Genomic DNA, 26,916 nt, shown 5'->3' on the forward strand with positions numbered 1-26,916 from the left:
TGAGTTTATTTTAAAAGGGAATATGATTATCAAATTTGAGAGCAAATTTCTAGTCACTTTTGAATCAACTTTATATTCAATTCATTGGAGAGGTTTGTAAATTGGATTCTACCATTAAACGGCAGCAACATCCCCCTAAAAAAGAAAAAACGCGTAGTGTAACATATCGCCTACCTGTAAAACTTGTAGAAGAAATCGAAACAGAAGCCATGAACAAGAATATCTCTCACAATGTAATGGCAAGGCAAATTTTAGAAAAATATATTCGGTGGGACAGATTTGCAGATAAAATTGGCATCATTCCAGTTCCTAAAAAAATTCTAGATACTTTAGGAGTGGATATGACTGCAAAAGAGATTAATGAAATAATCAACATCATAAAACCAGTCATCAAAGACACAGTGTTATTTATCAAAGGAAAATATGATTTGAAAAGATGTATTGAGACATTAGAAGATTACATGAGAGCATCTGGAATGAAATCAGACCATAGAATTGAAGGAGAACTACATCATTTCATCATCCAACATGAATTAGGAAGTAATTGGTCCATTTTTACAGAGCAATTATTACAAGAAATATTCAAAGAATTTTTACCAGATTCAAAAATGAAATGCCAAACAACAGAATCTACAGTTATTGCATCAATTGCACTTGGTGGAGATTTTAGTGAGCATGAATATTAAAAAAGATTAGTTTTTGGCGAAAACCACTTCAACATCAAGTTTTCCACCACTAAAACGTGTATTTACTTCTTTGATTTTGCTTTTGTAAAGAAACAGTCTTTTACCCTCTTCTGTGATTACACCAGAAGTCCTAATCATTTTTGAATCATGTAACTGCTGTATTCTTCTATAGACAGTACTCAATGGGATAATTTTTTCACGAGATACCTCTATAGCAGATTTTGGAGTATCCATAATTGCTTCCAATATTGATCTACAGTATTTGTCAGAGAGAATTTCAAGAAAAGTTTCTTTTCTCTGAGGTTCTTCAATTTTTAATTGTGTAACTGTTTGCATAATTACTGTAGGTGATTTTAGAATATAATTACTGGGCAGACACATGTGTGCAATGCAAGACAGAAAAAGATTAAGTTTTTACAGATTGTTCAGCTTTTAATCCCTTGTAACGGTTTCTGATAGTAACTTCAGTTACTCCTGCAGCTTCTGCAAGATCTCGTTGGGTAATAGACACACCATTCTTTACACATGACAGATAAAGTGCAGTTGCTGCAAGTCCCATTGGATCCTTACCGGCAGATTCTTTACGCTCTTGTGCTTCTTTGAGAACTTTGACGGCATATCGTTTTGTTTTTTCAGATATCTCAAGCTTACTTGAAATTCGTGCAATACACTGAATAGAATCAACCACAGGCATTTTTAATTCCAATTCATGATGTAATAATCTATAACAGCGTGCAATGTCTTTTCGTTTGACATTTGCAGCATCAGCAACATCTTTTAAAGTTCTAGGAGTTTCAGTGTCTCTACATGCAGCATAAAGTGATGCAGCAATCATTGCAGAGATGGATCTTCCTCTAACTAATTTTTTTTCTAAAGCTTTTCTGTAAATGTAAGCTGCTTTCTCTAAAACATTGGCAGGGATGGAAACTTTATCTTTTAATTTATTTAAATCACTTAGAGCTTGTCTCAAATTTCTATCAACAGGAGCATGAACTTGACTTCTGCTATCCCAAGTTCTTAATCGTTCAATAGTACTTTTCATAGAAGTCGAAAGAGGTTTTCCTGATGCATCCTTGTTTAACGGATTGATCACAGTAGATAACCCCATATCATGGATCATTAATGATGATGGAGCACCAGTTCTTGCAGGATCAGCCCCCCCGTCTTTTTGAAATGATCTCCATTCGGGACCAGATTCTTGAGACTTTTCAGTAATTACATATCCACATTTTCCACAAAAATTTTCTCCCGTAACTTCATCAGTCAAAAGAGAATTTTTTCCACATCTAGCACATGTTGGATTATCCATTTTAATTTCTAACCTCATAGATTAGTATATTTGTAATAGACATAGAGTAAGTTACGATACCTTCAGACATAATTTAAGAACATTTCTCATCTATAAGAAGTGTGAGTATTTTCGTTAAACGAGAATAGGATGTTTTTTCGAGTTATGCAATAACAGTAATTTCAGGAGTAGAATTGCCACCATATCCAGGGTCGATAGTTTGTTTTGGATTTAATGTTGTGTCATGATGACATGCTTTGTTACATACAGGACAGAATTTTCTATCAAGTACAATACATTGACAAATATGATTTTTCACATATGCTTGAGCAGCTTGATTCCATTCACCAGTCCCATTGCAATACACACAGACATTTGTAGATGAAGAACCTACACCTTTGCAAAAATCACATACATCTTCAGTCATATCTTATCTATACCATTAGGGATTAAATCAATATATTTGAAGAGGTGAAGATGTATAAATCAAATAAACCTTTTAAAATATCCCAAAATACAACTATAATCATGAAACAAAAAGCCGCAACAAGAAGCATCAAAATTTTAGTTGCCAAATTAGGATTAGATGGTCATGATAGAGGAGCACTCGTTCTATGTAGGGCATTCAGAGATGCAGGAATGGAAGTTATCTATTCAGGGCTTTTTGCGACTCCAGAAAGAATTGCACAGATTGCAGAAGATGAAGATGTAGATGCAATAGCAATGAGTTTGTTAAATGGAGCACATGGGACACTTTTCCCAAGAGTTGTCAAGACACTAAAAAAGAAAGGGATCAATGATGTGTTAATAGTTGGGGGAGGAGTCATTCCAGAAGTTGATCATAACGAACTTGTAAAAGCAGGAGTTGATCATGTATTTGGTCCAGGGACACCATTGCCTACAATAATAGACCACATTACAACTGGAGTTTCGAAATTAAGAAAAATATAAGAAAAAAGATTATTCTGTGGAATCAGGCCACATCATTTTACGCATTTCTTTACCAACTTTTTCAATTTGGTGTTCGTCATATACTTTCATGTGTTTATCAAATGCATCCTTACCATGTTTCTGATATTCAGAAATCCACTCGTTGTTGAATGTACCATCTTGAATCATGGTGAGAACTTTTTTCATATTCTCTTTGTTTGCAGAATCCATAACCATTGGTCCACGAGTTAATCCACCATATCGGGCAGTTTCACTAACACGTCTCCACATACCATTAATTCCATATCTCTGAATCATATCTACAATGAGTTTGAGCTCATGTAAAACTTCAAAGTATGCAATTTCTGGTTGATATCCTGCTTCAACAAGAGTTTCAAATGCATTTGTAACCATAGAAGCTGCTCCACCACAAAGGTCTGCTTGTTCACCAAACCAATCAGTTTCTACTTCTTCTTTGAAAGTAGTTTTGATTAATCCAGCTCTTGCACTACCAATTGCTTTTGCAATTCCCAATGTTCTATCCCAAGCCTTTCCTGTAGAATCTTGTTCTACAGCAACAATTGCAGGAGTTCCAAAATTGTCAAGATATGTCTCTCTAACTTTAGAACCAGGGCCCTTTGGTGCAATCATGATTAAATCAACATTGCTTGGTGCTTCAATCCATTTCCAATAGATTGCAGCTGCATGAGAAAATGACAATGCTTTTCCATCTGAAAGATTGGGGCCGATTTCGTCTTTGTATATCTGACCTTGAATCATATCGGGAATCAACATGTGAACAATGTCTGCTTGTTTTGTTGCATCTGCAACAGACATTACTTTGTGACCATCAGCTTCTGCCTTTTTCCAGCTGTTACCGCCTTCTTTAAGACCAATTATCACATTAAGACCAGAGTCTTTCATGTTGTTTGCTTGTGCATCACCTTGGATTCCGTAACCAATTACAGCAATTGTTTGATCCTTAATTGGATCAAGACTGATATCAGCATCTTTCCATGTTTTTGCCATGATTCTGAGACAAATATTGCAAATATTAACTAAAGCGAACCATAGTATTATTATATCAAAATTCTAGATAACCATGCTTTGATCCGAGAGTTCGCCATAACACGGACTCTTGAGTCATTTTTAGACATATTTTTGAGATAATTCGACATGGATTATGAAAAGAGAATCGAATTAATTATGAAAGTCTAGTTTTCATTTTCTCAACATCCTTTTTAGAGTAACAGCATACAGCCCATAAACGAATTTTGTGCTCTTTATCATGTATCCAAAAACAAATCCCTTATTGAGTTTCATATTGTCTTTAGTTTTTTTGTATTCCAAGGACATTAGCAGATGCTCTGAATCAATCTCAGACTTGCTAAAAATTGAACAGATGTCAAGGATCTCCTGTTTTGTAGTGGACAGAGGTTTGTCTAATGCAAATAATACGTCATCACATGCCCAGAAATTTGCCTTTACTGCATGAGAGAATGCAGAGTTAAAACTGAATGGAAATATCACAAAGCTCATCATCAAGAGCAACATCGCATTAAATGATGCCTTTATCTTCTCAAGAGTAGGAACCGTTTTTGGTATTTCTTTTCGTATGTCACGTCCATACAAAATAATTCCAGTATTTTTTATTCTCTGCAAGAACAGACCAAGAGACACAATGGTTCTGGTTCCAATCTCCACTTTGAGGTTTTTTCTTATCTTAAATCCTTTCAGGTCAAGCTGATCCTCTGCTACCACATAAAACGGCTGTCCAAACATCATCTTGTTTTCAGTCTTAAAGATTAGATCAAGTGCAGGATTGTCAGTCTTTTTGTAGGATGTACATGTGTCTGATAGTTTTAGATTATATTTTGCATCAAGAGTGAGCAAAAGACTGCTTAGATAATTTTCAATCTCTTTACATAATTTTTTATTTTTTATAATTACAATACAGTCAATGTCGGATTTTCCACGAATCCATTCACCTGTTGTTGCAGAGCCAAACAGTACAAATGAAACAATCTCATCGGGAAATTTTGCAGTTAAATCTGCAACCATCTCTTTCATGAATTTTTCTAGTGATTTATTTTGAATAGACATGATAAATCAAAAACAGGTCAAGCGTACACACTCATAAATCATACAGATACAATTACTTAGCAACCAAACTCCTTTGCCCATGATTCATTAGAAAACTCACTTGTCGTACAATACTGTTTGAGGATATTTGCATGTCCTTCATAAAGAAGCTCAGAATTTAGCACACGGTCTATGCATGTTACTTTTCCCAATAGCCTGCCATACACATCATAAGGTTGCTTGTCGTCTTGGTCTACTGTCACAGTACTTGCTATTGGACACAGGTTTGCAGTAAATTGGCTGGCTTCATAGAATCCTTTCTCGTATCTTTCAGGCGTGTTTGTGAGTGATAATCGCACTTCGTATCCTCCCTGTAAATATAGTGTATCACCATCAATAATTTGAACTACTTTTTCTGTGAGACATAATTTCTCCCCACCACATGAAATACTGCTATGATCTGAGTTTGTTTTTTTAAGATTTTCTCTATCCACTGAAAATTCTATTTGAATTGGAGGAGACAATGCAGTTGGATTATCAATGCTTTCCCATACAAAAAATGTAGTTTTGTAATCTCCAATCACTTCTGGGATCCACGAAGTCGAAGGACTAAATGATGATTGAGGGTTTATTGTTCCATTAATCCATGACAGTGATTGGACTCGTTTTTGAGAGTCTAAAGTTTGAACAATCCAGATAAATTCTTGAGGATGATCTTCTTGGCTTACAATATCTGATGTTAGTAAAACCTGCTCACCGATATTTGGAGAATCAATTTGATTTCCACTCAAATCTACAATTCTAGGATTGCTTGCAGGAAGACGCTCAACAGGGTATCCAAGCAATCCTATCAAAGTAGTTTCCCTGAGACGTATCTCAGAAAATTCATGATTTAGAGGTAGGGTGTTATCAGTATACATAACAGTTGCAGTATCGCCCTCCATTGTATGCAAGATATTTGGAGCAGAGCGTTTATCACTAAATGAAAAAGTTCGCTCAAAGATTCCAGAATTTTTTTCTGTTTCATATAGCAGTAATGTTATGCCTTCAGGAGAACTATCTGAAAACACGAATACAGGAACAGTTTCAGCATAATGTGTAATCTTGTTTGAATCATAGTCTATTAGAATAATTTTTGCAGTTCCAGTTCCGTTGACAATACCAAAGATGTGTTCACTCCATTGCAGTTGTGCTTCAGTGTATTTAGGAGAATTTTCTGCATGGACAATGTAAACAGGAAGTATCAAAACAATTCCAATAATTATCAAAAATCTAGTTTTTATCACCAACATACTAGATACTCACAGCTATAAGGGGCTGTGCATTAGATTCAGCAAATATTAACTATGATTTAGATTTCAATTATTTTCTCACAAGAACGACATTTTACAGTAACCTTTTCACCAGAGAGTCGAATGAATCTCTTTGAACCACATTTAGGACAAATTGGGCAAGCACGAATAGGTTCCATGAATAATCAATTATTACATTTGATTTAATTAAATCAGTCTATTGTATTGTGCCACTACCTAGAATTCTAATTGTGGAAGATTCAGGTTTTAGAATCACAGCAATTTGTCCAGTCTTGCACACTATTGGTTTTTCAAAAATTAGTTTTAGTGGAGATATTGAGGAGAATTTTGCAGCTTTAATTTGTAACCCAATGCTAACTAGGCATCCCTGATTTTCAGCAATGTCATTTTTGTAAAAAGGGCTTTTTTGAAAATCAAGATCAATTTCTGTTTTTACATCAACTGCACCTTCTTTAGAAATGACATCACCACGTCCAACTTCATCAGGTTTGACACCCTTTACTGCCAATCCAACTCTTGCAGGACACACAGATTCATTCACAGGATCATCGTGCATCTGAATAGATTTGATTAAAACATCAATTCCTAAAGGATATAATTTCAAATTATCATATTGTTTTACAGTACCATTTGTCACTTTACCTAAAATGACAGTTCCAACACCTTTAACATCAAAACAATGATCAATTACCATTTCAGAAGGTTCATCATTTGTGATGGGCTCTAGTTTATCCATCTCTTCTTTGATTTTATCTTGATCAACTTTGACATATTTCTCAACTACAGTTCCTTTAATCATCATATCTAATTTAGATTCATCAACATCAAAAGTGTGAGACAAGATTCCTTTCTCTTTTTTTAATGAATCAAGTGCAATAATTTGTTCTCCAGTGAATTTATCTAATTTATCAACATGAAGAATAACATATTCAGCCAGATTAATTGCTTGGAAAAGAGGTTGGATTTTATCTGGAAACCCACTTGGAACAACCCAAGTTTTGATTATATCAGACTCTTTTCGGTCATAAAGAGTAAGATCAGTTTCAGTGCCTTTTTTTCCAAAATCAGATGCTATGTCCTGTTTTCCTAAAACAACAAAATTCACAGATCTAACCATAAATTTTTGTTCAAAAATGGATCTTATGAAGTTTTGAATTTTTCAAAACATATGTCAGTCTAGTTTTTCATACAACTATCACATAATTCTGATCCACATTGTTCAAATGAAATTAATTGTTCTAGACGATATCCAGTAAAACGATTAGCATAACAGTACCATTAGCAATATTTTTCTTATTCCAAAAGTAATTTGTGAAATTTAGCATGGATAATCCGAGAGATCTGCATTTAGATCAGATTCCTCATCTAAAATTTGTAGATGATATAAGATAGATTTGTTACCAGAATTGGAATCAATACTATTCATAAAGTATGAATGGTTTTTTTGTATAAAAAATTAACGTACTAATCATACTGAACCAGAGAGTTCAAGAAAATCAAGGAAACGAACTCAAAACTGCAGCATAGCTTGCAAATCTATGATTTTTTGGCCTGACTAGCTTTTGATGATATTTCTTAACAGGCCTGCCAGTAGCACCATTTAGACCTAGTGGGCCTTTAACATATTTTTCATGATTTGCCCAACTAAGAACTTCATCTTTTGGAGCATAGTAATTTACAATTTTTGAGCGTACAACGGATTCAAGTATTTTACCATATTTTTTTGATGATGGAATATCTTCATTAATTGAAGCACCAAAAAAATATGCACCCTCTACAATTCCAATATTTTGTTTCTTTTTTGCAAGATATTCAAGAGTGCTCAAAATTACTTGAGAGCCCAATGAATGACCCATTAATCTGATCTTTGTTTTGGGACTGAGTTCTTTAAAATCTTCAATGAATTTACCAAGATTTTTTCCATTTTTCTTTGCAATTTTTTGACCAACAGATAATGCATGTTTTGCTTGTTTTATCAAATGAGCTCCAGCAGTATTCGAATCATAGCTGAATCCAATTACAGGATGAAGGTATCCTAATTTACGTAATTGTTTTTTTGCTAGAACAACTTTTGCGATAGCTCCGGCGTTATCGTTTCTTAGACCATGAATCATAATGGCAATTTCTTGCGAGCCGATTAATTTTTTAAAATCATTTTTTGGATATGTGTAGTACCTATTATTTTTTAAGGTGTTGCCATTAGAAAGATCATAATAACCCCTAGTAGAGATTCTTGGGACAGGTTTCATTTTTACTCAGATGGGCCTAATTGACTTTTTAGTTTTTCAATATCGGATTCTTCAACTTTTGTAAACAAAGGAGTGGCATCACCTAATACATGGTTAGCCGAAATTCCCAAGACGGACATGTCATTCCATGATGACTCGTTTATATTTTCATTCAACCCAAGTTGATTCCAAATTTTCTGGGAAGATTCAGGTAAGAAAGGAAACAAAGCAATTGCCATACTTCTAGCAGCGTTTACTGAAAGATACACACAGTTAGCAGTTCCAGGACCTTTTTTCCAAGGCTCTTTGTGCTGAAAATATTGATTGAAAAACGAGGAAAACTCCATAATTTTCTTCAAAGCCCTATCAAGATGGTTTTGCTCCATAAGAGAGCCTACATCAGATGCAAGGTTTTTGATTTTTTGTTCAGCCTCCAAATCATGATCATCAAAAGAATCAGGTTCAGGAACTTTTCCATCAAATGCTTTTTTTGTAAATCCAAGTGCACGATTAACAAAATTTCCAAGATTCCCAATTAATTCAGAATTAATTCGGGTTGTAAAATCATCCCAGTCAAAATTCAAATCATCTTGAGAGTAAGGGTTTATTGAAACAAGGTAGAATCTCAAATAGTCTGCAGGATAATATTCTAAAAATTGTTTTAATCCAATATACCAATTCCTGCTTTTAGAAATCTTTTTTCCCTGTAATGTTAGATGTCCACGAGTTGGAATGTAATCAGGTAGCTTGTATTCACTATCAATTCCCAATCTCATGGCAGGCAAGAAGAGATAATGATGATAAACGATATCCTTTCCAATAAAATGGTAAATATCAGCAGAATTCCAAAAGTCTTTTCCATCCATCCCTTTATCATTTAGAAATTTGATTGCAGTTGAAATGTAAGCTAAATGATTGTCAAACCAACCATAGAACACTTTGCCCTTTGCATCATCCAATGGAACAGGTACGCCCCAAGGAATATCTCTTGTAACATCCCAATCAATTAATCCGGATTTTATCCAATTTTGAACATATTTTTTAACATCCTTTTGTAGATTTTGATTTTCATCCAGCCATTTTGATAAAGACTCACCAAAGTTTTTGAGTTTGAAAAAATAGTGTTTTGTTTTTTCTTTAGTAGGAGGTTGACCACATAGAGAACATTTAGGATCAGTGATTTCCTCAGGGACACGGCCACAACTTTCACAAAGATCAGAGTATTGATCTTCAGCCTTACAGTAAGGACAGATGCCTTTTACATATCTATCAGGGAGGAATTTTTTATCATTATTGCAATAGAATTGAATAATTTCTTTTTCATAAATATGTCCAGAGTCATTTAATTTTTTGAACACATCCTGAACAAAAGCAATATTTTCTGAAGAACTAGTTTTGTAAAAATAGTCAAATCCAATATTAAAGGCAGAAAAGTCATCATAATCTCGTTTATTCCAGTATGCAACATACTCAGCAGGAGTTTTACCTTCTTTTTCAGATTGAATTAGGATAGGAGTTCCAAAATCATCAGATGCACAAACATAGTATGCTTCAACACCATTTAGTTTCAAGAATCTAGTAGTCACGTCAGCAGGAAGGTATGTGGAGGCCACATGGCCAAGATGAATTTCACCATTTGCATAAGGTAATGCACTTGTAATGATTGCTTTTTTGTTCATTGGATATTAGCCAGTGACGGGATCAAGGTTAAGAAGTTTTACCAGTTGTTTGCATATTTTACTTGCTCTGGAGTAAGTTTGTCAATTTTAACATCCATTGCTTTTAGTGCATCAACTGCTATCTGTTGATCAATTTCTTCAGGAACATTGATGATTTTATTTTCCATCTTTTTATGATTTTTAAGAATATACAAAACAGATAAAATCTGATTTGAAAATGACTGGGCCATTACTTCAGGAGGATGACCTTCTGCTGCAACTAAATTAGCAAGACGGCCTTGTCCAATAAGATAAACTATTTTCCCATTTTTCAATGTACATTCATCAAGATTAGGTCTTACTTCTTTAACAGACTTTGATGATTTTAATAAAAATTTACTATCAATTTCAACATCAAAATGACCCACATTGCCCATGATTGCACCATTTTTCATTTTCATGATATGCTCTTTTCGAATCACACTAGTCATTCCAGTACATGTGATAAACATGTCACCAATTTTTGCAGCTTGTGCCATCGGCATTACTTCAAATCCATCCATATGAGCTTCTAATGCTTTTACAGGATCAACCTCAGTGACAATAACTTTAGAACCCATTCCTTGACATCTAGATGCAACACCACGTCCAACCCAACCATAGCCTACAACTACAACACGTTTTGACGCCATCAAAAGATTCATTGCGCGAAGATAGCCATCGATTGTACTTTGTCCAGTACCATATCTATTATCAAACATGTGTTTTGTGTATGCTTCATTAACCAAGATAACAGGATAGCGAAGTTTGCCTTGATTTTCTACTGCTCTAATTCTTGTTACACCAGCAGTGGTTTCTTCAGTGGCACCTAAAATTTTCATATTTTTAAATCGCTTATCAAAATGAGCTTTGATGTTCATATCAGCACCATCATCAGTTAGAATTGTCGGACTATGTTTTAACACCTGATCAATACACCAATCATATTCTTTGACAGATTGTCCATGCCAAGAATAAACATGAATGCCTTGAGAAGCCAAAAATGCAGCAATATTGTCTTGGGTAGTAAGAGGATTTCCACCACAACAAGCAACTGTTGCACCTAACTCTTTTGCACCCATTAGTAAAACAGATGTTTCTTTAGTAATGTGAAGACAAAATCCCAAAGTAATTCCCTTCAAAGGTTTTGTTTTTTTATAACGATTAATGGTATTATCAAGAATTTGCATATGAGATCTAGCCCATTCATAAGACAATTTTCCTTCTTTGATTAATTTTGGACTGGATTTTACTTTACTCAACAAATTTAACTCATTTTACGTCTATATGATTCTATCATGCGAATGTAAATAAATGACAAACATATCAGAAATTTATTGACTTGGAAGAAAATCGCTGATAAAGGGGCAGTAGAAGCAGGCAAAGGGAAAGCATTCAAAGTCGACGGCAAACAAATTGCAATTTTTAATCAAGATGGATATCATGCAATGGATGATCTCTGTGTTCATCAAGACGGATCTATTGCACCAGGAAAACTAGAAGGAGATATTGTAGAATGCCCATTACATTTTTGGCATTATAATATCAAGACAGGTGAACTGACAGATTATCTCAAAGATGTAAAACTTGAAACGTACCCGGTAGAGGCCAGAGACGATGGCATCTATATCGACATTTAATCCCAAAAAATCACTGTAAATTAAAAAAAAGACATCGTAATTGTGGTCACAACTTGTGTTATGTTAAAAAATTACAAAATTGGCCAAGTTCCATTCATGGAATGTTTGCATATTTCTTTTATGTCTAGAAATAGGCATTTAATTATGCAAAGTAAGATAATTCTCCCAGTATTGTTGGGAGTTCTAGTAATTGGTATCTCACAGTTTGCATTTGCTGTAGAATCACAAACTACAAGCTACATTGCAGTAGATGAAGAAAAGTTTGAGCAGCCAAAATCAAAATACAATTATCAAGAAATTGTTTTTCTAGGATTTGTTGAAGACTATTCTAGAGGGGATCAAATTACCATAACAATTATCTCACCAGACGAATCAGAAAATCAAATCAACTCATATGCCTCTAAAAACGGAGACATCTATACACTACTTCACATTACAAATGAATCACAAGTCGGAGTTCATCAAGTAAATCTAAGCTATCACGGGGTACAGATAGCATCAACAACGTTTGAAATTTTAGAAAATAATTAAGAAATATTAGATATTACATACTCAATCTAAGGGAGCAAAAGAGAAGGGACAAATCTCCCTCCCCCAGTGCTAGGTATGGGTTATGTTGGGCACAGGTATTATTCTGTAATCCTACTACTCTAACAAAGTATATGGAATATTGTGTGTTCAAAATGAGCAAACTCAGATGGGATATTAAGCATAAGTTTTATTCTCATATATTCTCAAGAACAATTGTTGAATCAAGAAATCATAAACGAGATCACAAATCAAGATTATTCAAAAATTACCAAAACAATTGAGAATTTTCTAGAAGAACAAATTGAAAAAAATCATGCAAAAGGAGTCATCTTAGGATTAAGCGGAGGTATAGATTCAGCAGTTTTAGCTTACATTTGCAAGAGGAATCTTCAAGATAAAACTCTTGCAATAATAATGCCAGACACATCAATTACTCCAAAATCAGAAACAGAGGATGCACTCAAGATGATTGCATTAACTGGGATAGAATACAAGTTAATCGACATCGGTCCGATAATAAAGGAATATTCTATGTATCTTGAACCAAATGAAAAAGCAAAAGGGAATCTCAGGGCCAGAGTCAGAACAAACATTCTATATTATTATGCAAATATCAGAAACTACTTGGTGTTAGGATCAAGTGACAAAAGCGAATACATGATTGGGTATTTTACAAAATTTGGAGACGGAGCATCAGACATTACACCAATTATTTCACTATACAAACTACAAGTAAGAGAAATTGCAAAGTATCTAGGAGTACCTGAAAAGGTCATTGCAAAAAAAAGCAGTCCCCACCTATGGAAAGATCATGAAGCAGAGGAAGAGATTGGGACATCATATGAGGAGATTGATTCAATTTTGTATTGCATGTTTGAAAAAAAGCTCTCAATAGATGAAACAGAAAAAAGTACTCAAATCGATAAAGAGGTTATAGAAAAAATAAACCAACTATACAAAAACAGTGAACATAAAAGATTACCGTCGCAAAAACCAGACAGAGATTAGAATGAAACTTCAAGATACATTATCAAAATCAGAGCAAGAGGTAGACATTTCAAAAAAAGTCAAAATTTACCTTTGTGGAGTTACAGTTTATGACGAATCTCATATAGGCCATGCAAGGACAATCATAGTTTTTGATGTATTAAGAAAATATCTTGAATCCAAGGGAATAGAAATTGAATTCATTCAAAACTTTACAGATGTAGATGATAAAATTATCAATCGTGCCAATGAAGAAAACAAAACGGCAGACCAAATCAGTACAAAGTATATTGAAAATTACTATAAGGACTTTGACGGACTAAATGTGAAACGGGCTACAAACTATCCTAAAGCAACAAAGCACATCCCAGAAATCATAAAATTTATTGAAAAATTAATTGCGAAAGGTGTTTCATATCCAACAAAAAATGGAGTGTATTTCTCTGTATCAAAATTTCCAGAATACGGAAAATTATCTAAAAAGAAAATCGATGAACTTCAATCAGGGGCAAGAATCGAAGTAGACGAAGAGAAAAAAGATCCACTTGATTTTGCAGTATGGAAAATATCAGACAAAGAACCAGTCTGGGATAGTCCTTGGGGCAAAGGACGTCCAGGATGGCACATAGAATGCTCTGCGATGAGCATAAAGTATCTTGGAGAAAATTTTGACATTCATGGAGGAGGACGTGACTTGATTTTTCCACATCATGAAAATGAAATTGCACAATCCGAATCATGTACAGGTAAACAATTTGCAAAAATTTGGATGCATGTTGGAATGGTCACTATCGATGGGGAAAAAATGTCAAAATCCATTGGGAATGTAAAATCGATTAAACATGTTATTGAAAACTGGGGACCTAACATCATCAGACTATTTTGTTTATCAGGACATTATTCAAAGCCAATTGATTATTCTGAAGAATTACTTAAAGAAAATCTCATCAAATGGAGACAGGTAGAAACATGTCATTATGAATTGATTCATGCAAATAATGAAAATAGTGAAAACATAAATGAATTCGTCAATAAAGTGGTCGCAGAGTTCGATAATGCGTTAGATGATGATTTTAATACACACTTGGCATTATCGGCATTTTTCCAATTAGTAAAAGAAACTAACAGATTAGCTGCCGATGAAAAACTCGGAAAAGAAAATTCCAGAATAATTAAAAAAGAATTGAAAAGGATGTTAGAAATTTTAGGATTAACTATTCCAGAAATAACAGACAGTCAGAAAGAAGAAATTGATAAATTAATTCGCCAGAGAGAACAATCAAGAAAAGAGAAGCAATTTGAAGTTGCAGACAGAATACGAGATAAATTAAATGAAATGAATATAGAACTAATTGATCACAAAGGCAAGACAATCTGGATGATAAAAGAGAAAATAAAAGCGGAAAAATAAAAAATAGAATTAAGGATTAACCATCTTTAATTTATCCTCAATTCTGTCATAATATCCGTTGATTTCCATTGCAGGAATGTTGAATGTTGCAGAAACAGTATCTCCAACAGCAGCACTGCAATTAGTAACAACAACGGAACGTCCAATAGCGGACTCTCCAACACAGCCATAGTTAGTTACTGCAATTACTGTCACATCTTCAGTAACAGAGATAGGAATCAGATTCCAAGGGGTGATTGTAAACACCAGTGTTACTGAAATCGCAACAGCTAAAATTGCTGCGAACTTTAACTGAGGGGTTTTTTGGTTTGTTGTTTGTTGCATTTTTCTCACTCTTATTTACAATTCATGAGATATAACCTAGGGGTAATTTTTTAGATAGTGCTAACTTTACTGAGCTAAAATATACATCATATTTTGCAATCACAGTTTTTGTTTTTTAGAATTTTGATTTGGTCTAACGGATCATCAATGAAAACGTCTTGAAGTGATTTTCCAGTAGCCTTCCTTTTATCAAGAGGGCTTTTATGATTATAACCTCTAGAACACATCTCATTTGCCAATAATTCGTGCCTAAGATACAGGGCATTAAGCTTGCCATACCATCGAAGTGTTTCAGGGTGTAGAGAATATCCTTTTTTCTTTTCAGTAATTATTACCCACATTGCATGCAGTTCTCTATGTTCTCCTAACAAATGATTTCTACATAACAGATTTGGAGAAATATCCCAAATTCTCATTTAATAACACCCATCTTTTTATACAAACCAGAATTTTTTGCAATTGTTACAATAATTTTTTGCCTCTTCAAAAAGTGCGTTTTCAAAATTTTTAGAACCACATGTTGGACAAGTATCATCTTTCATAATATTAAACATCCTTCATTCTTTTAGAATAATCATAATAGACGATTTTTTGAGGAGTTATTTCAATTGCAACTTCTGTGCTTAGATTTTTTTGCAAATATTGAGACAAGGTAGATGTTTTATCACCAAGATATTTTGCCATTAATAATGAAAGGATTTTTTTTCCATCACTTGGGATAATTTTTGCAAGACCAGTTCCACGAAATCCTTTGTATGGAGGTTTATCGGCGGCAATTTCAAATCCACAATGAGGATTTTTTTCCAAATATGAAACTATTTTTGCTTTTTTCTGTGTAGCGCAATAAATTTTTCCTTCAATTAGTTCATACCATAGTGATATTATATTTGGAGAGCCATCATGCTTTATGAATGCAATCCGTATCGGGATTCTTGAGTCATCAATCATGTTGTCGCAGAATTGCTTATCTAATTGTTGCATGATAATTACCTCCAATAAATTTTATAATAGATTTGCTATAGCAATAATCACAAGACCATCCTTCAAAGGTATAACCACATTGATTACATTTTTGAGAGATAGCGTATTTCATAATCAATTTTTGATTTTTCAATATATGAATAGTGCTCAAAATTATAACTAGTGCTAACACGGTTTAATCAAAGTCGAGTTAAAATACCATTTTAAAAAAAAATACACATGAAAGAAATTATAAGCATAATATCCATTATCATTCTTTTTGCTTCAAGTCCAGCTTACGCTCACAAATTGATTACACATGATGATTCCCATAGAGATATCGATAACGCATTAAAGATTCCAGATCATAAAATTTCATGGGCAATCTATGAAAATTTAGGAGTGAACGAAGCCAAATTTTACTCATTTGATAGTAAAAAGGGAGAATCACTTTATGCAAGTATCGTGATTCCAAAAATTGAAGGATTGGAAAAATATTCTCCAACTCTTATTTTAGTTAGTCCAGAAAATAATCAAAATGTGAATAATATACAATCACAAAACAACATTAAAAAATTTCCATATGAGGGAAATTTCCCATCAAATGAGTTCTATGAACCGTTTGGACAGGTAACCTATTGGGAAAGACAAGAAATCAATACAGAATTATCTGCAGATGGAGAATATTTCATCATAGTTCTAGATGAAAAAAACCAAAAGGGAAAATATAGTTTAGCGATAGGCACGATAGAAGATTTTTCAAGTGAAAATATTTTTTTAATTCTCCCACAATCATGGTGGGAGACAAAAATATTTGTAAATGATTACATTTCAATCATGATTTTATTTTTCATAATAATAATCTTAATTTTGATCACAGCATTTGCAATAAAAAGAAAAATTAAAAACAAAAGCTTAAGCTAAACATTCTAAAATTTATGCCTAAAAAAATTAGGAGTGTCTAATTAGGAGAATCTAATTTTCGAGGTGTTTAATATGGTAAAAAAATAAGTTACTACATGAATGTATGGAATAAATTTTGGAATTGGTATGAAAACAAAATACTCGGCAGTGTTATTTTAATTGCAATTATTCAATTCATTCAAGTACCACATATGGTATGGAATGCAGACATCATGTTAGAGGCAGGAATTGTATCCAGAGTTCATCCAATAATAGACTGGTTCTTGTATGGAGTTGATCTAATAGAAATTATTTCAATTATCAATGTGGGGATGATCATGTTTAGTTTGATTAAGAAACGACGTGTTCAAAAAGTGACAGCTTAGATTACTCACAAACTATTCTTTTGCATTCCAAATAACACGTTGAGGGAATGGTATTTCTATACCATTTTCATCTAATGCCTTTTTAGCAACTTTGAGTAAAATTGGACCAACTTGATCCCAATCATTTCGAGGATGCCAAACCAAAATTTCAATATTCACACTCGAATCAGCTAGCTCATTGATTCTAAATTCAGGTTTAGGAAGCATCAAAACAAATTTCATAGATTTACGAATTTCTTTAGCCATGACAGATATAGCCCCCTCAATGTCTTCTTTGTACGCAATTCCAATCATAGCCTCAGATCTCCTTACAGGAGTTGAGGATAATGAACGAATATTTGATGTAAAAAAGGATTCATTCGGAATTCGAATTATAGTTCCATCAAATTTTTTTACGCGAACAGAAAAAGTGCTAATATCAAGCAAAGTTCCAGTTACATCAGAACTAGGAATCTCAATTGTATCACCTTGTTTTACAGGTTTTTCAATCATCAAGAAGATGCCTGAAATTAAATTAGAAACAACCGATTGAGTTGCAAATCCAATCACAATACCAAATATCCCTCCTGCAACAAGCAATCCAGAGAAATCAAAACCTGTAGTGGACGTAAAAACCAAAAAGGAGATAACTATAATTCCAAAATAAATTAGCTTACCAAAGTTTTTTGCCGAATCCTGAGGCAATTTTGGACCATAGTATTTTGCAAATAATACTCTAATAGTTCGTGCAATAATTACACCAACTCCCATGATTATTCCCCCAATGAGTAGAGAGAGAAGAGTCAATCCACCAGTAATTTCAATTTCAGATAAATTTGATAAAAATTCCAAAACCATCATTCAACACCCATGTCCATATGTTTTACTGTTTCAATTTTTTCATAAGTTGGAGATAAAGTAAAAGAAGTTTGAATTTTTTCAGAAACAACATCAATTATTTCAAGTGTGAGTTTTTTCTTCAAAACAGCATTCAAGGAATCAAGTATTGCATGCGAGTCTTGATAATAAATGGAATTATCAGATATTGGAAAAACAATTCTACTAATACTAAGACCTTTAGATAAGTCGTTTTTCAGGTTTACTTTTAAAACACCATTAACAAATGGAATAGAATCATCATAAGATTCAACTATCTCAGATTTTGCATATTTGCATAGAGAACCAGATTCGGGGGAGCCATAGAGGCAAAATCTGGAATTGATAGGGTCACATGTAAAACAATCAAGTGAATCTTTATGATTATCATGTATAAAAAAGACACCTATCTCAATGGGACAGCGTAAGAAAACAGTGGCAGCAGAATTTTCAGATAAAAAGATAGGAGTCTCAACATCCAGATACATGTAAGCTGTACGTCTTGCAGGGTAATTTAACGGTCTTATTGGACACAATTCAATTTGAAGTTTAGAGGAATTTATAGGAATTATTTTCTCAATTAAATCATCATCAAAATTTTTTCTAGAATATGAAAATACGTTTTCGCTAATCTTTCTAATTCTAATCTCAGTACCAGGCAGGTTTAATTCAAGAGATTCACCAATATCATATAACCCATAATTTGAAAAAGTATTTTCAATAGTTTCTTCAGTCATCTTTTCAATGTCAACAATAGGATCTTGAATTTAATCTCTTGTATCATAAAAAATCAATCTATTTAAAAAAAATCGAAAATAGGGGATTATTCCAGATTTAATGGAATAGAGATGCTGCCAAAGGATTCACTGCCTCTAAAGTAATAGTCTTTATTTGAATCGTATTCAAATGTAGTTCCTCCACCACCAATATTAGGTCCAAAGAACATGTTGAATATTTTAGATTGTCCAGGGGGCAAAATTATTTGGCCGTTTGTAAAATCCATTCCTGAATATTTGTAATCAGTGTCACCATTGGTAACATCATAGTTACAAATTGCAGGTCCTGTACAGAAAAGGGCTTCTTGAATAGAACCGTTATTTTCAACTAAGATTCTAAGTCGGAGCATTGCTTGTCCCGAAGAGGTTATTTCAAAGCTATTTCCTTCAGTTCCAAATCCAGGCCAGTAGTAAGTAACAGGTCCGGCTTGATATGGTTGAGAAATCAGTTTGTAATTATATGCAGTGATTTCATGTTTTGCAGATCTTTCACAGTTTAGTCGGTCATAGGCTTTTGTGATCTTTGAGCATTCATCTAATTCACTTTGAAGTAAAGCCAATTCCAAATCCCCAGAGTCAGCAGAAACTTCACCTAGAGAGATTTCAGATGAAGGAACAGTTACTAATCCAATTTTCATCAAATGCTGAATCCCATTTACAAATTCACCATCAGAAATTGTTCCATCTGCCCACCATCCCGCGTTGTTTTTAACCCAACTAGGGACTTTGTCAGAAGTTTCTGAAGATATAGATGTTGAAGGCACTTTGATTATTCCATCTTTTATTAGAAATGAAATCCCAGTAAGAAATTCAGATTCAGATATTGTTCCATCTGCCCACCATCCCGCGTTGTTTTTAACCCAACTAGGGACTTCTGCATATGCAGTAGAAACAGTTGAAGCAATTATCAGAATTGATGCGATTGTAGTTATTGTGATTTTCATCATGAGTTATTATTTTTCATTATATATAAGCTAGTGCCAAGGTATTATCTAGTGGTAACATTCAACAGTGATTAAAACATAGTGCCAATTGATCAGAAAGAAGAATTTGCTTATATGCAAATTGAAAAGAACTTCAAAAGTGGATAAAAAACATGAAACAATAAACTCAGAAACACATTCAATTTCAGAAAAAGATGCGATTGAATTTGTAATGAAAAGATTTCAGGATGTAAAAAATTCAAATAAAATAGAAAATTTGGTTTCATTTCAAGCGATGAACAAGTATATGGTCATGGCACATAATCAGCATGAATTAAAGATTTTAGGAAATATTGTTGCAAGTAACAAAAAAAATCAATTCCAAAAAATAGTAAAAGAATTCGAGGTACATCTTAAAAAAGCATTAGAAAGCGAACCTACAATCAAGAAACACAGTAATGTGCTATTACATATTTTTGGGTATTTTTCAAATAATTTTAATCAACAAGAGAAAGAATGGTTTTTTAATTTATTGGGAGAATTCAAAGAAGAAAGCATCACCATCGGAGAAATCCTGTCTGAAATTAATTCAGTGATTTATCGATTCAATAACACATATCTTGCTGGTCAGACATATTTTTTACTATATTCAAATCTCAACTCAGGGAATTTGTTTAAACGGTTATCAAAAGAAAGATATTAAAAAAAATCAGATATTGTTTTTTGTCTCATTAATTCAATAATATTACCATGAGATAGCCATTCAGACTTGCTAATACTCATCTTCTTTGATGCCAAAAATAAAGCATGATCAAAATTATCGGCGACGACACAGTTTTGATTCATTGCCTCGCGAATTCCTTCTCGTACTTGCCATATACCAACTGGAATAGCATATTCAGGACGAATTTCTCGTAAAATCACAGCTCCTGCCTGAATTTTGTGCCTATTCAGATACTCCAAAACACCTAATTTTGCTGCAAAATATGCACCAGCAATTTTTGGGGGATGATCTATTCCACGTGCATCTTCATGATCAGAACCAAAACCGATAATATCATTAGAATACCATGCTTCAATCATTTCATAGACCCATCTATGCGGAAACAATACAACGGTGAAGATATTCCCCAAGTGCTCATATGAAAATACTCGATAAGAATCAATTAAACCGTAATTCAAAATATCCTCAGTGAGAGATTTACAAATTATATCATCAGTTGCAGTGATGCTCCATTTAGTGGGCACTAGTTTCCTTTTTTGGCCCAACATTCCAATGCTAAAACATTTTTGAATTTTTGAAATTTCAATTCCAGAATTATATAAATTTAATACAGCATCTTGGGCTTTCAAATCTTTATCATAATATGTTTTTTCTATAGATTTGACAGATGTAGTTCCAGAGAATTTTGCAGATTTGATTTCACCAACAGGACCAAAAGGAGCACTCTCCCCATCCATAGAAATGTTGGGAGATGTAGCTTTTTGAAAAATCAAATCAGAATCTATAGGTTTTGAAGACATTGCAACCTCTTGAAGATTTTCAATGTAACGTCCATCAGTTTGGTCAATAGGTATTTTTTGTATGCCCCGAACTAAATTCAATCTAAAATTAACAATGTCTTCCAAAGACTTTCCTTTCCACTGTTCAGGACTATCAAGTAAGCTTGTATCACCATGCAATGGAGGAACCATAGGACCAACAAAGACTTTAGGATAATCATACGAGCCAACAAAAACAGATGGAGGGCTTGTTCCACTAACAGAATCAGAAGAAAATAGATTCCCATGTTTTGAAATGGATTCATGCCATTTAGCCAAAATTGCATGACGAATGTTTTGAGAATCAAAAGACATGTTAATTTGTGCCTAAAATTGGCCTATTAATCTGCCTAATAAGAAAAATTGATGGTTTGTCAACGGATGGTGTTTAAAGGATAATTTTCACTAACAAAAATATGACAGTTGACAGAATTGTGTCTTTTTTGCCGAGTGCAACTGAATTACTTTACGAATTAGGTAAGCAAGATAATCTGTACGGAGTAACTCATGAATGTAAATTTCCCAAAGATGCATTATCAAAACCTAAGATTATCAGCACTGTAATAAATTCAGACGAATTAACTAGTAAAGAGATCAACGATACAACATGTAAGTTGTTAAATGAAGGTAAGGATATTTTTGTTTTAAATGAAAGTAATTTAAAAAAAGCAGAGCCAGATTTGATAATATCTCAAGAAACGTGTGAAGCGTGTGCTGCATATACTAATCAGGTAAACAAGGCAATCAAAATTCTAAAAACAAAACCAATTATTCATTCAATGGATCCACACAATATAAAAGAAATCATAGAATCGGTGACAAAATTAGGAAGAATACTAAACTGTAAAGAAAAGGCCAAAGAGATTACAGATTCATTAGAAAAAAGAATTCAAAACATCAAAGAATCAACCATTAAAAAAAATCTAAAAGTTCTTGCAATTGAATGGATTGAACCATTTTTCACAGCAGGTCATTGGGTTCCAGAAATGATTGAAATCGCAGGGGGGATTAACATGATTAGTAAGACAGGAGAACACTCAAGAAGATTAACAATGAAAGAAATAACAAAATCAAACCCAGACATCATAATTTTAATGCCCTGTGGTTTTGATACTCATAGAACAATTTCAGAATACAATAAAGTCCTAAAAAATAATAAGATGTGGAATTCTTTAACTGCGGTAAAAAAAGAAAGGGTTTTTGCAGTGGATGCAAATTCATTTTTTAGCAAACCAAGCATCAGAACTATAGAGGGAATTGAAATTCTTGCAAAAATAATCCAGCCTGAAAAATTTATCAATTTAAAAGTCTCAGATAACTCATTTGTACATATTGTGAATAATTAAAACAGGCTCAAAAAACGGCTGTCATATGAAATAACACACAATCTGTTATGTCTAATTTTCAAGGTAAACATGTATGACAAGAAATTTTGCAGGAGATAGCAACATCAACGATTTGTTAAAAATGACTAATGAAATTATGTTAAAAATCAAAAAAATAGCCTAAAAAGACCAATCTAGATAGGTCTTCCTTTGTACTGATAATCTATCACCTTATGAAACAAGTTATGAGATGCAATGACAGTGATTGATGCAACTGCAATACCAATAAAATTTCGAATAGTCATCAATTCATTTGGTTGCGATGCAATCAAGGAAGTTTCAAAAACGACATAAAAGTCATCAAATAACCAAAATGCCAGAGTCACCCAAGAAATCATTCCTGCAATAAAATATCCTAAGCGGGTTTTATTTCGAATTAATAATATTGACATGAAAATAGCAACATACCATACAGATGAACCCAGTAACCAAAGAGTTTGATAAACTTCAGGTCTATCATCTAACCAATAGTATGATGTTCCAATGACGGCCAATGCAAATAATGAAATTTGGATGACGTTTTGATTGATTTTAAAACCAGATTTTTCTTCTTTTAATTCAGATTTTGGAGGGGAAGATTCCATTTCTTTTGTAGCAATGTCAATTGATTCTCTTACAGATTTTAATTTTAGAGGAATAATTTGAGTAATTTTATCATCAGTGACAACAGTGTCATGTACAAGACTATCAATGAGAGGTCTTGCAAGAGAGGCTTTCACAGGAGTAATCAGATCAACCCAGTAAGATGAAAGCCGAGTAGTTAAAAATGGAATTTGTAAAACGAATAAATTTTTGTTCAAATATGCAGCATAGATTCTCATCAATTCCTCATAAGTGATTTTATCAGGACCTCCAATTTCAAATATTTGGCCCACGGTTTCAGGCTTTGAAAGAGATTCTGCCAAATAGAAAATTACATCATCTACAGCAATTGGTTGAGCTAGAGATTTTACCCAAGAAGGACAAACCATTATCCGTAATCGCTCCACAAGATAACGGAGCATTGCATAAGAGCCACCTTGTGCACCAATTATCAAGGATGCACGAAACTCAGTTACAGGAATGTTGCCAGATGCAAGAATCTCACCAACTTCTTTGCGACTCCTCATATGAGGTGATAAATCCAAACTGTCATTGACCAATCCGCCCAAGTAAATGATTCTTTTTACTCCGGCCTTTGTAGCAGCTTGGAGGAAATTTTGAGCCTGAATTCTTTCTCTAGATGCAAACTCTTGCCATTGATCTTTAGTTCCTTCCATAGAATGAAGTAAATAAAATGCGATTTCGATTCCTTTCATTGCTTGACATAGTTGATCATTGTCAAACACATCAGCTTGTACATATTTTACATTGTTTGTAATATCTAATTTTCTTCTACTCAATCCAGTAACAGTATATCCATTAGAAGCGAGTAATGATATCAATCTAGAGCCAATAAAACCAGTGGAACCAGTAACCATAATTGAAAAAGGAGATGATTGTGGAATAGTTTTAGATAAAATTATCTTATCCATTAACAGAACCTCTCTTCAATGTCAATACAGAAAAGATTTTTTCAATATTGACAAACATATTTCAATCAAATTTTCTTTAACAATTAAATTATTTAAACTAGTGATAATTTATTTTACTAGTTCTAAAACACCGCCAAAAAAATTCAATTATAAAAAAGTGTAAGTGATAATTTAGCACTATACATTTTAATTAGCACTAGTTAAATAGCAGTTGCCAAAAGAAAAGTATGGTCTACATCAGAGCCAAGAAAGTAAAATCAGATCAGTATCTTTATCTCGTTAAAAGCATATGGGATTCAAAAAAAAGCACATCTAGACAAGAGATTGTAAAGTATCTTGGAAAGGCATCAGATGTAGTAAAAGACGATATACCAATAGAATACAGAAACGACCCCAAAGTGTTGTCAATTCTTGCATCACATAATCCAAAAGACATCAAAAAAAGAGAAGAGGCAACAAGAAAATCAAAGAAACGACTATACAAAAAATTAACTGAGGGGAATATCGAAGAATCTGTTAAAATTTACGAAGAATATGTTAAAATTTTTAATGAAGCAGATTTTTTTGATAAAATCCTAAAACCAGTTATGTATGATATTGGCGAAGATTGGGCCAGTAACAAAATAAGTATAGCAACAGAGCATGTAGCCAGTAACATTGCCCAGACCCTAGTCAAAATTATCATGGATAAAGTTTCAGGAACAGCAAACAAGAAAAAAGTGCTAATATGCGTTCCATTAGGAGAAGAACATCATTTAGGATGCGACGTATTGGAAACATATCTTTCAATAAAACGATTCAAAGTTTACAATATTGGGACTTCTATCCCAACAGAATCAATCATAAGTTTTATTGAAAATAATAATCCCGACATAGTACTGATCTCAATAACATTACAAGATAATCTTTCTGCAGGTCAAAGACTAGTAAAAAAGATCAAAGAAAAACATAACATTCCAATTTTAATTGGAGGGTGTGCCATGCAATCTAAAAAAATCCCAAAAATTGATGCCAAAATAGTATTAGATGTAAAATTAGAAGAGATTCCAAAAATTATACGAAGTGCATAATTAAGATTTCAAGAGGTCAAATCCGATTCCAAATATTCTAACAAGTTTGTTTTTGAAATAGAAATATCAGGAAAGTGTTTTTTAATTTGATGGTAAATTTTTACTAAAGAAGATTTAACTGCATTTGTCTTAACAGGATCAGTCATCGGGAATAAGCGGATAGTAGTTTTTTTTAGAGTTGTAGATATCTCAATTAAAAACTCTTGATGTTTTTCATCAATTATAACTGCAGGTAATAATGCGTTAAATCCATTTTTTTCCACATATATCGTCGAAATTTTTATCAGGGGGGATTTTTCAAATACAGAAGAAAAAGATTTGGCAAAATCAAATAGATCAATTTTCCTATCTAAAGAAATGTGAGGCATTTACAATTTCATTTTTAATCCATTATATTTATCAAATACAAAAAAAATACTAGTGCCAACAATACCGTAACATCTCAAAAAAGTAGCCATAATTAGCACTAGATTTTAGAATGTTAGTTTCTTAAATAATTTAAAATCAACATCATAGTATGTTGGCGGAATTAATACATCAAAAAAATTGTAAAAAAAATAAAATAATTACTGATACATACACGGGGGAAATAGCATGTAGTAATTGCGGGGTAGTTTCACTAGAAAAAGCAGTGGATACAAGTACAGAAGCAATAGGTCTCACCGGAGAAGAATATCAAACTAATTCCAGAGTAGGAATGAAAACATCATTGAAGATGGCAGATAGAGGATTATCTACAATAATGGAATCTCAAGATAAAGATGCGACAGGAAAATCACTATCAAATGAAAATAAAAGAATGTTTTATCGTTTGAGGATGTGGGATAGGAATAGTCGTTCGGCAATATCAATTAAATCATTTCAGAAAGCATTTACATTGCTAGATGGAATTAGTTCAAAATTAGCATTACCTGAATCAGTAGTTGAGGAAACGGCTTATTTGTTTAGAAAAATTGCAGCAAAAAAAATACTAGCAGGAAGATCCACCGCATCTATGTTATGTGCAACAGTTTACATCACATGTAGATTAACAGACACGCCAAGAACGTTACAGGATATAGCAAATGCAGGAAACATAAAGAAGAAAAATTTGCAAAGAATTTACAGATTTCTTGTAAAAGAATTGGATTTGTATCCAGAAGCTTACAGTCCAATCGAATTTGTCAATAGGGTGTCCAAGGCAGTTCAAATTTCAGAAAAAACTGAAAGATTGGCATTTAAAATATTGCATATATCCATGAAAGAAAAAGTATCTACAAGTAAAAATCCAATGGCAATGGTAGCGGCCGCCATTAATTTAGCATCATTGATGAATAAAGAAAAAGTCACTCAGTTGAAAATTGCAAAAATTTCTGGAATAAGTGCAGTTACAATCAGAAACATAACAAATGAAATTAAAGAAAAAGTAGGAGGTGAAATTAATGGGAAGAACTTGTAGAGGTATTTGTCAAATGCACAAAGCAGAGTCAGTGCCAAATAAGATCA

Annotated in this window: 31 protein-coding genes; 12 read left to right on the forward strand and 19 right to left on the reverse strand. The window is 33.2% G+C overall.

Annotated elements, in window-relative coordinates:
* The first annotated feature begins 59 nt into the window (after positions 1-59).
* Complete coding sequence (locus NSED_RS05560; protein ID WP_014965272.1) at positions 60-686, forward strand: hypothetical protein; 627 nt, start codon at positions 60-62, stop codon at positions 684-686.
* Positions 687-692: 6 nt separating this feature from the next.
* Here the strand turns inward: NSED_RS05560 and NSED_RS05565 are convergent, their stop codons facing one another.
* The 3 genes from NSED_RS05565 to NSED_RS05575 all read right to left on the reverse strand — a co-directional run bounded on the left by NSED_RS05565 (position 693) and on the right by NSED_RS05575 (position 2,401).
* Positions 693-1,022, reverse strand: coding sequence for a winged helix-turn-helix domain-containing protein (locus NSED_RS05565; RefSeq protein ID WP_014965273.1), 330 nt, complete (start codon positions 1,020-1,022; stop codon positions 693-695).
* A 70-nt stretch (positions 1,023-1,092) separates the two neighbouring features.
* Positions 1,093-1,995, reverse strand: a complete 903-nt coding sequence (locus tag NSED_RS05570; protein WP_420804839.1) for a transcription initiation factor IIB — start codon at positions 1,993-1,995, stop codon at positions 1,093-1,095.
* A 142-nt stretch (positions 1,996-2,137) separates the two neighbouring features.
* Complete coding sequence (locus NSED_RS05575) at positions 2,138-2,401, reverse strand: hypothetical protein (RefSeq protein WP_014965275.1); 264 nt, start codon at positions 2,399-2,401, stop codon at positions 2,138-2,140.
* Between the two features lie 101 nt (positions 2,402-2,502).
* On the opposite strand from NSED_RS05575, the gene NSED_RS05580 reads away from it, so the two are divergent.
* A complete protein-coding gene (locus NSED_RS05580; protein WP_016940308.1) occupies positions 2,503-2,925 on the forward strand; it encodes a cobalamin B12-binding domain-containing protein in 423 nt (140 codons plus the stop codon).
* Positions 2,926-2,934: 9 nt separating this feature from the next.
* Here the strand turns inward: NSED_RS05580 and ilvC are convergent, their stop codons facing one another.
* The 7 genes from ilvC to NSED_RS05615 form a co-directional block, all read right to left on the reverse strand.
* A complete protein-coding gene (gene ilvC / locus NSED_RS05585; RefSeq protein WP_272942440.1) occupies positions 2,935-3,948 on the reverse strand; it encodes a ketol-acid reductoisomerase in 1,014 nt (337 codons plus the stop codon).
* 177 nt (positions 3,949-4,125) lie between these two features.
* Positions 4,126-5,007: a nucleotidyltransferase domain-containing protein gene (locus tag NSED_RS05590; protein ID WP_014965278.1), complete on the reverse strand. Its 882-nt coding sequence runs from the start codon at positions 5,005-5,007 to the stop codon at positions 4,126-4,128.
* A gap of 56 nt (positions 5,008-5,063) precedes the next feature.
* A complete protein-coding gene (locus tag NSED_RS05595; RefSeq protein WP_014965279.1) occupies positions 5,064-6,278 on the reverse strand; it encodes a thermonuclease family protein in 1,215 nt (404 codons plus the stop codon).
* Between the two features lie 217 nt (positions 6,279-6,495).
* Complete coding sequence (locus tag NSED_RS05600) at positions 6,496-7,416, reverse strand: EF-Tu/IF-2/RF-3 family GTPase (RefSeq protein ID WP_014965280.1); 921 nt, start codon at positions 7,414-7,416, stop codon at positions 6,496-6,498.
* A 379-nt stretch (positions 7,417-7,795) separates the two neighbouring features.
* On the reverse strand, positions 7,796-8,548 hold the full coding sequence (locus NSED_RS05605; RefSeq protein WP_014965281.1) for a DUF726 domain-containing protein: 753 nt from the start codon (positions 8,546-8,548) through the stop codon (positions 7,796-7,798).
* 2 nt (positions 8,549-8,550) lie between these two features.
* Complete coding sequence (gene metG, locus NSED_RS05610; RefSeq protein WP_014965282.1) at positions 8,551-10,206, reverse strand: methionine--tRNA ligase; 1,656 nt, start codon at positions 10,204-10,206, stop codon at positions 8,551-8,553.
* A 38-nt stretch (positions 10,207-10,244) separates the two neighbouring features.
* On the reverse strand, positions 10,245-11,486 hold the full coding sequence (locus NSED_RS05615; RefSeq protein WP_014965283.1) for an adenosylhomocysteinase: 1,242 nt from the start codon (positions 11,484-11,486) through the stop codon (positions 10,245-10,247).
* Between the two features lie 75 nt (positions 11,487-11,561).
* On the opposite strand from NSED_RS05615, the gene NSED_RS05620 reads away from it, so the two are divergent.
* From NSED_RS05620 to cysS, 4 genes are all read left to right on the forward strand, one after another.
* Complete coding sequence (locus NSED_RS05620) at positions 11,562-11,864, forward strand: Rieske (2Fe-2S) protein (protein WP_014965284.1); 303 nt, start codon at positions 11,562-11,564, stop codon at positions 11,862-11,864.
* Positions 11,865-12,008: 144 nt separating this feature from the next.
* Positions 12,009-12,395, forward strand: coding sequence for a hypothetical protein (locus NSED_RS05625; protein ID WP_014965285.1), 387 nt, complete (start codon positions 12,009-12,011; stop codon positions 12,393-12,395).
* Positions 12,396-12,611: 216 nt separating this feature from the next.
* On the forward strand, positions 12,612-13,403 hold the full coding sequence (locus NSED_RS05630) for an NAD+ synthase (protein ID WP_014965286.1): 792 nt from the start codon (positions 12,612-12,614) through the stop codon (positions 13,401-13,403).
* Between the two features lies 1 nt (position 13,404).
* A complete protein-coding gene (gene cysS, locus NSED_RS05635; protein ID WP_014965287.1) occupies positions 13,405-14,793 on the forward strand; it encodes a cysteine--tRNA ligase in 1,389 nt (462 codons plus the stop codon).
* A gap of 9 nt (positions 14,794-14,802) precedes the next feature.
* Here the strand turns inward: cysS and NSED_RS05640 are convergent, their stop codons facing one another.
* The 3 genes from NSED_RS05640 to NSED_RS05650 all read right to left on the reverse strand — a co-directional run bounded on the left by NSED_RS05640 (position 14,803) and on the right by NSED_RS05650 (position 16,098).
* Positions 14,803-15,117 (reverse strand): hypothetical protein, encoded by a 315-nt coding sequence (locus tag NSED_RS05640; protein ID WP_014965288.1) that lies wholly within the window; start codon positions 15,115-15,117, stop codon positions 14,803-14,805.
* Positions 15,118-15,203: 86 nt separating this feature from the next.
* Complete coding sequence (locus tag NSED_RS05645) at positions 15,204-15,533, reverse strand: pyrimidine dimer DNA glycosylase/endonuclease V (RefSeq protein ID WP_014965289.1); 330 nt, start codon at positions 15,531-15,533, stop codon at positions 15,204-15,206.
* A 130-nt stretch (positions 15,534-15,663) separates the two neighbouring features.
* Positions 15,664-16,098, reverse strand: a complete 435-nt coding sequence (locus NSED_RS05650; RefSeq protein ID WP_016940303.1) for a pyridoxamine 5'-phosphate oxidase family protein — start codon at positions 16,096-16,098, stop codon at positions 15,664-15,666.
* A 219-nt stretch (positions 16,099-16,317) separates the two neighbouring features.
* On the opposite strand from NSED_RS05650, the gene NSED_RS05655 reads away from it, so the two are divergent.
* The gene (locus tag NSED_RS05655; RefSeq protein ID WP_014965291.1) at positions 16,318-17,001 is read left to right on the forward strand and encodes a hypothetical protein; all 684 of its coding nucleotides are present in this window, start codon (positions 16,318-16,320) and stop codon (positions 16,999-17,001) included.
* Between the two features lie 95 nt (positions 17,002-17,096).
* Positions 17,097-17,366, forward strand: a complete 270-nt coding sequence (locus NSED_RS05660) for a hypothetical protein (RefSeq protein WP_014965292.1) — start codon at positions 17,097-17,099, stop codon at positions 17,364-17,366.
* A 12-nt stretch (positions 17,367-17,378) separates the two neighbouring features.
* Here NSED_RS05660 and NSED_RS05665 read toward each other — a convergent pair whose 3' ends face one another.
* The 3 genes from NSED_RS05665 to NSED_RS05675 all read right to left on the reverse strand — a co-directional run bounded on the left by NSED_RS05665 (position 17,379) and on the right by NSED_RS05675 (position 19,941).
* Entirely contained in the window at positions 17,379-18,203 is an 825-nt protein-coding gene (locus NSED_RS05665) for a mechanosensitive ion channel family protein (RefSeq protein ID WP_014965293.1), read from the reverse strand.
* Entirely contained in the window at positions 18,203-18,958 is a 756-nt protein-coding gene (locus NSED_RS05670; protein ID WP_014965294.1) for a DUF432 domain-containing protein, read from the reverse strand. Before NSED_RS05670 ends, NSED_RS05665 begins: the two co-directional genes overlap by 1 nt.
* 86 nt (positions 18,959-19,044) lie before the next feature.
* Positions 19,045-19,941, reverse strand: a complete 897-nt coding sequence (locus tag NSED_RS05675; protein ID WP_016940302.1) for a hypothetical protein — start codon at positions 19,939-19,941, stop codon at positions 19,045-19,047.
* 139 nt (positions 19,942-20,080) lie between these two features.
* Here NSED_RS05675 and NSED_RS05680 point away from each other — a divergent pair, with 139 nt between their 5' ends.
* Complete coding sequence (locus NSED_RS05680) at positions 20,081-20,623, forward strand: DUF1722 domain-containing protein (RefSeq protein ID WP_026090111.1); 543 nt, start codon at positions 20,081-20,083, stop codon at positions 20,621-20,623.
* Here NSED_RS05680 and NSED_RS05685 read toward each other — a convergent pair.
* Positions 20,620-21,777, reverse strand: a complete 1,158-nt coding sequence (locus NSED_RS05685; protein ID WP_014965297.1) for an Nre family DNA repair protein — start codon at positions 21,775-21,777, stop codon at positions 20,620-20,622. The two genes, NSED_RS05680 and NSED_RS05685, sit on opposite strands and share 4 nt — an antisense overlap.
* A gap of 101 nt (positions 21,778-21,878) precedes the next feature.
* Between NSED_RS05685 and NSED_RS05690 the strand changes: the two genes are divergently transcribed.
* The gene (locus NSED_RS05690) at positions 21,879-22,808 is read left to right on the forward strand and encodes a cobalamin-binding protein (RefSeq protein ID WP_014965298.1); all 930 of its coding nucleotides are present in this window, start codon (positions 21,879-21,881) and stop codon (positions 22,806-22,808) included.
* A 173-nt stretch (positions 22,809-22,981) separates the two neighbouring features.
* Here NSED_RS05690 and NSED_RS05695 read toward each other — a convergent pair whose 3' ends face one another.
* Positions 22,982-24,361 (reverse strand): NAD(P)H-binding protein, encoded by a 1,380-nt coding sequence (locus NSED_RS05695; RefSeq protein WP_048103514.1) that lies wholly within the window; start codon positions 24,359-24,361, stop codon positions 22,982-22,984.
* Between the two features lie 227 nt (positions 24,362-24,588).
* Between NSED_RS05695 and NSED_RS05705 the strand changes: the two genes are divergently transcribed.
* Complete coding sequence (locus NSED_RS05705; RefSeq protein ID WP_014965301.1) at positions 24,589-25,431, forward strand: cobalamin B12-binding domain-containing protein; 843 nt, start codon at positions 24,589-24,591, stop codon at positions 25,429-25,431.
* A gap of 8 nt (positions 25,432-25,439) precedes the next feature.
* Here the strand turns inward: NSED_RS05705 and NSED_RS05710 are convergent, their stop codons facing one another.
* Positions 25,440-25,799: a hypothetical protein gene (locus tag NSED_RS05710; protein WP_014965302.1), complete on the reverse strand. Its 360-nt coding sequence runs from the start codon at positions 25,797-25,799 to the stop codon at positions 25,440-25,442.
* Between the two features lie 149 nt (positions 25,800-25,948).
* Here NSED_RS05710 and NSED_RS05715 point away from each other — a divergent pair, with 149 nt between their 5' ends.
* Entirely contained in the window at positions 25,949-26,869 is a 921-nt protein-coding gene (locus NSED_RS05715) for a transcription initiation factor IIB (RefSeq protein ID WP_014965303.1), read from the forward strand.
* Positions 26,870-26,916 lie beyond the last annotated feature (47 nt).

This window comes from Candidatus Nitrosopumilus sediminis (assembly GCF_000299395.1).
Lineage (GTDB): Archaea > Thermoproteota > Nitrososphaeria > Nitrososphaerales > Nitrosopumilaceae > Nitrosopumilus > Nitrosopumilus sediminis.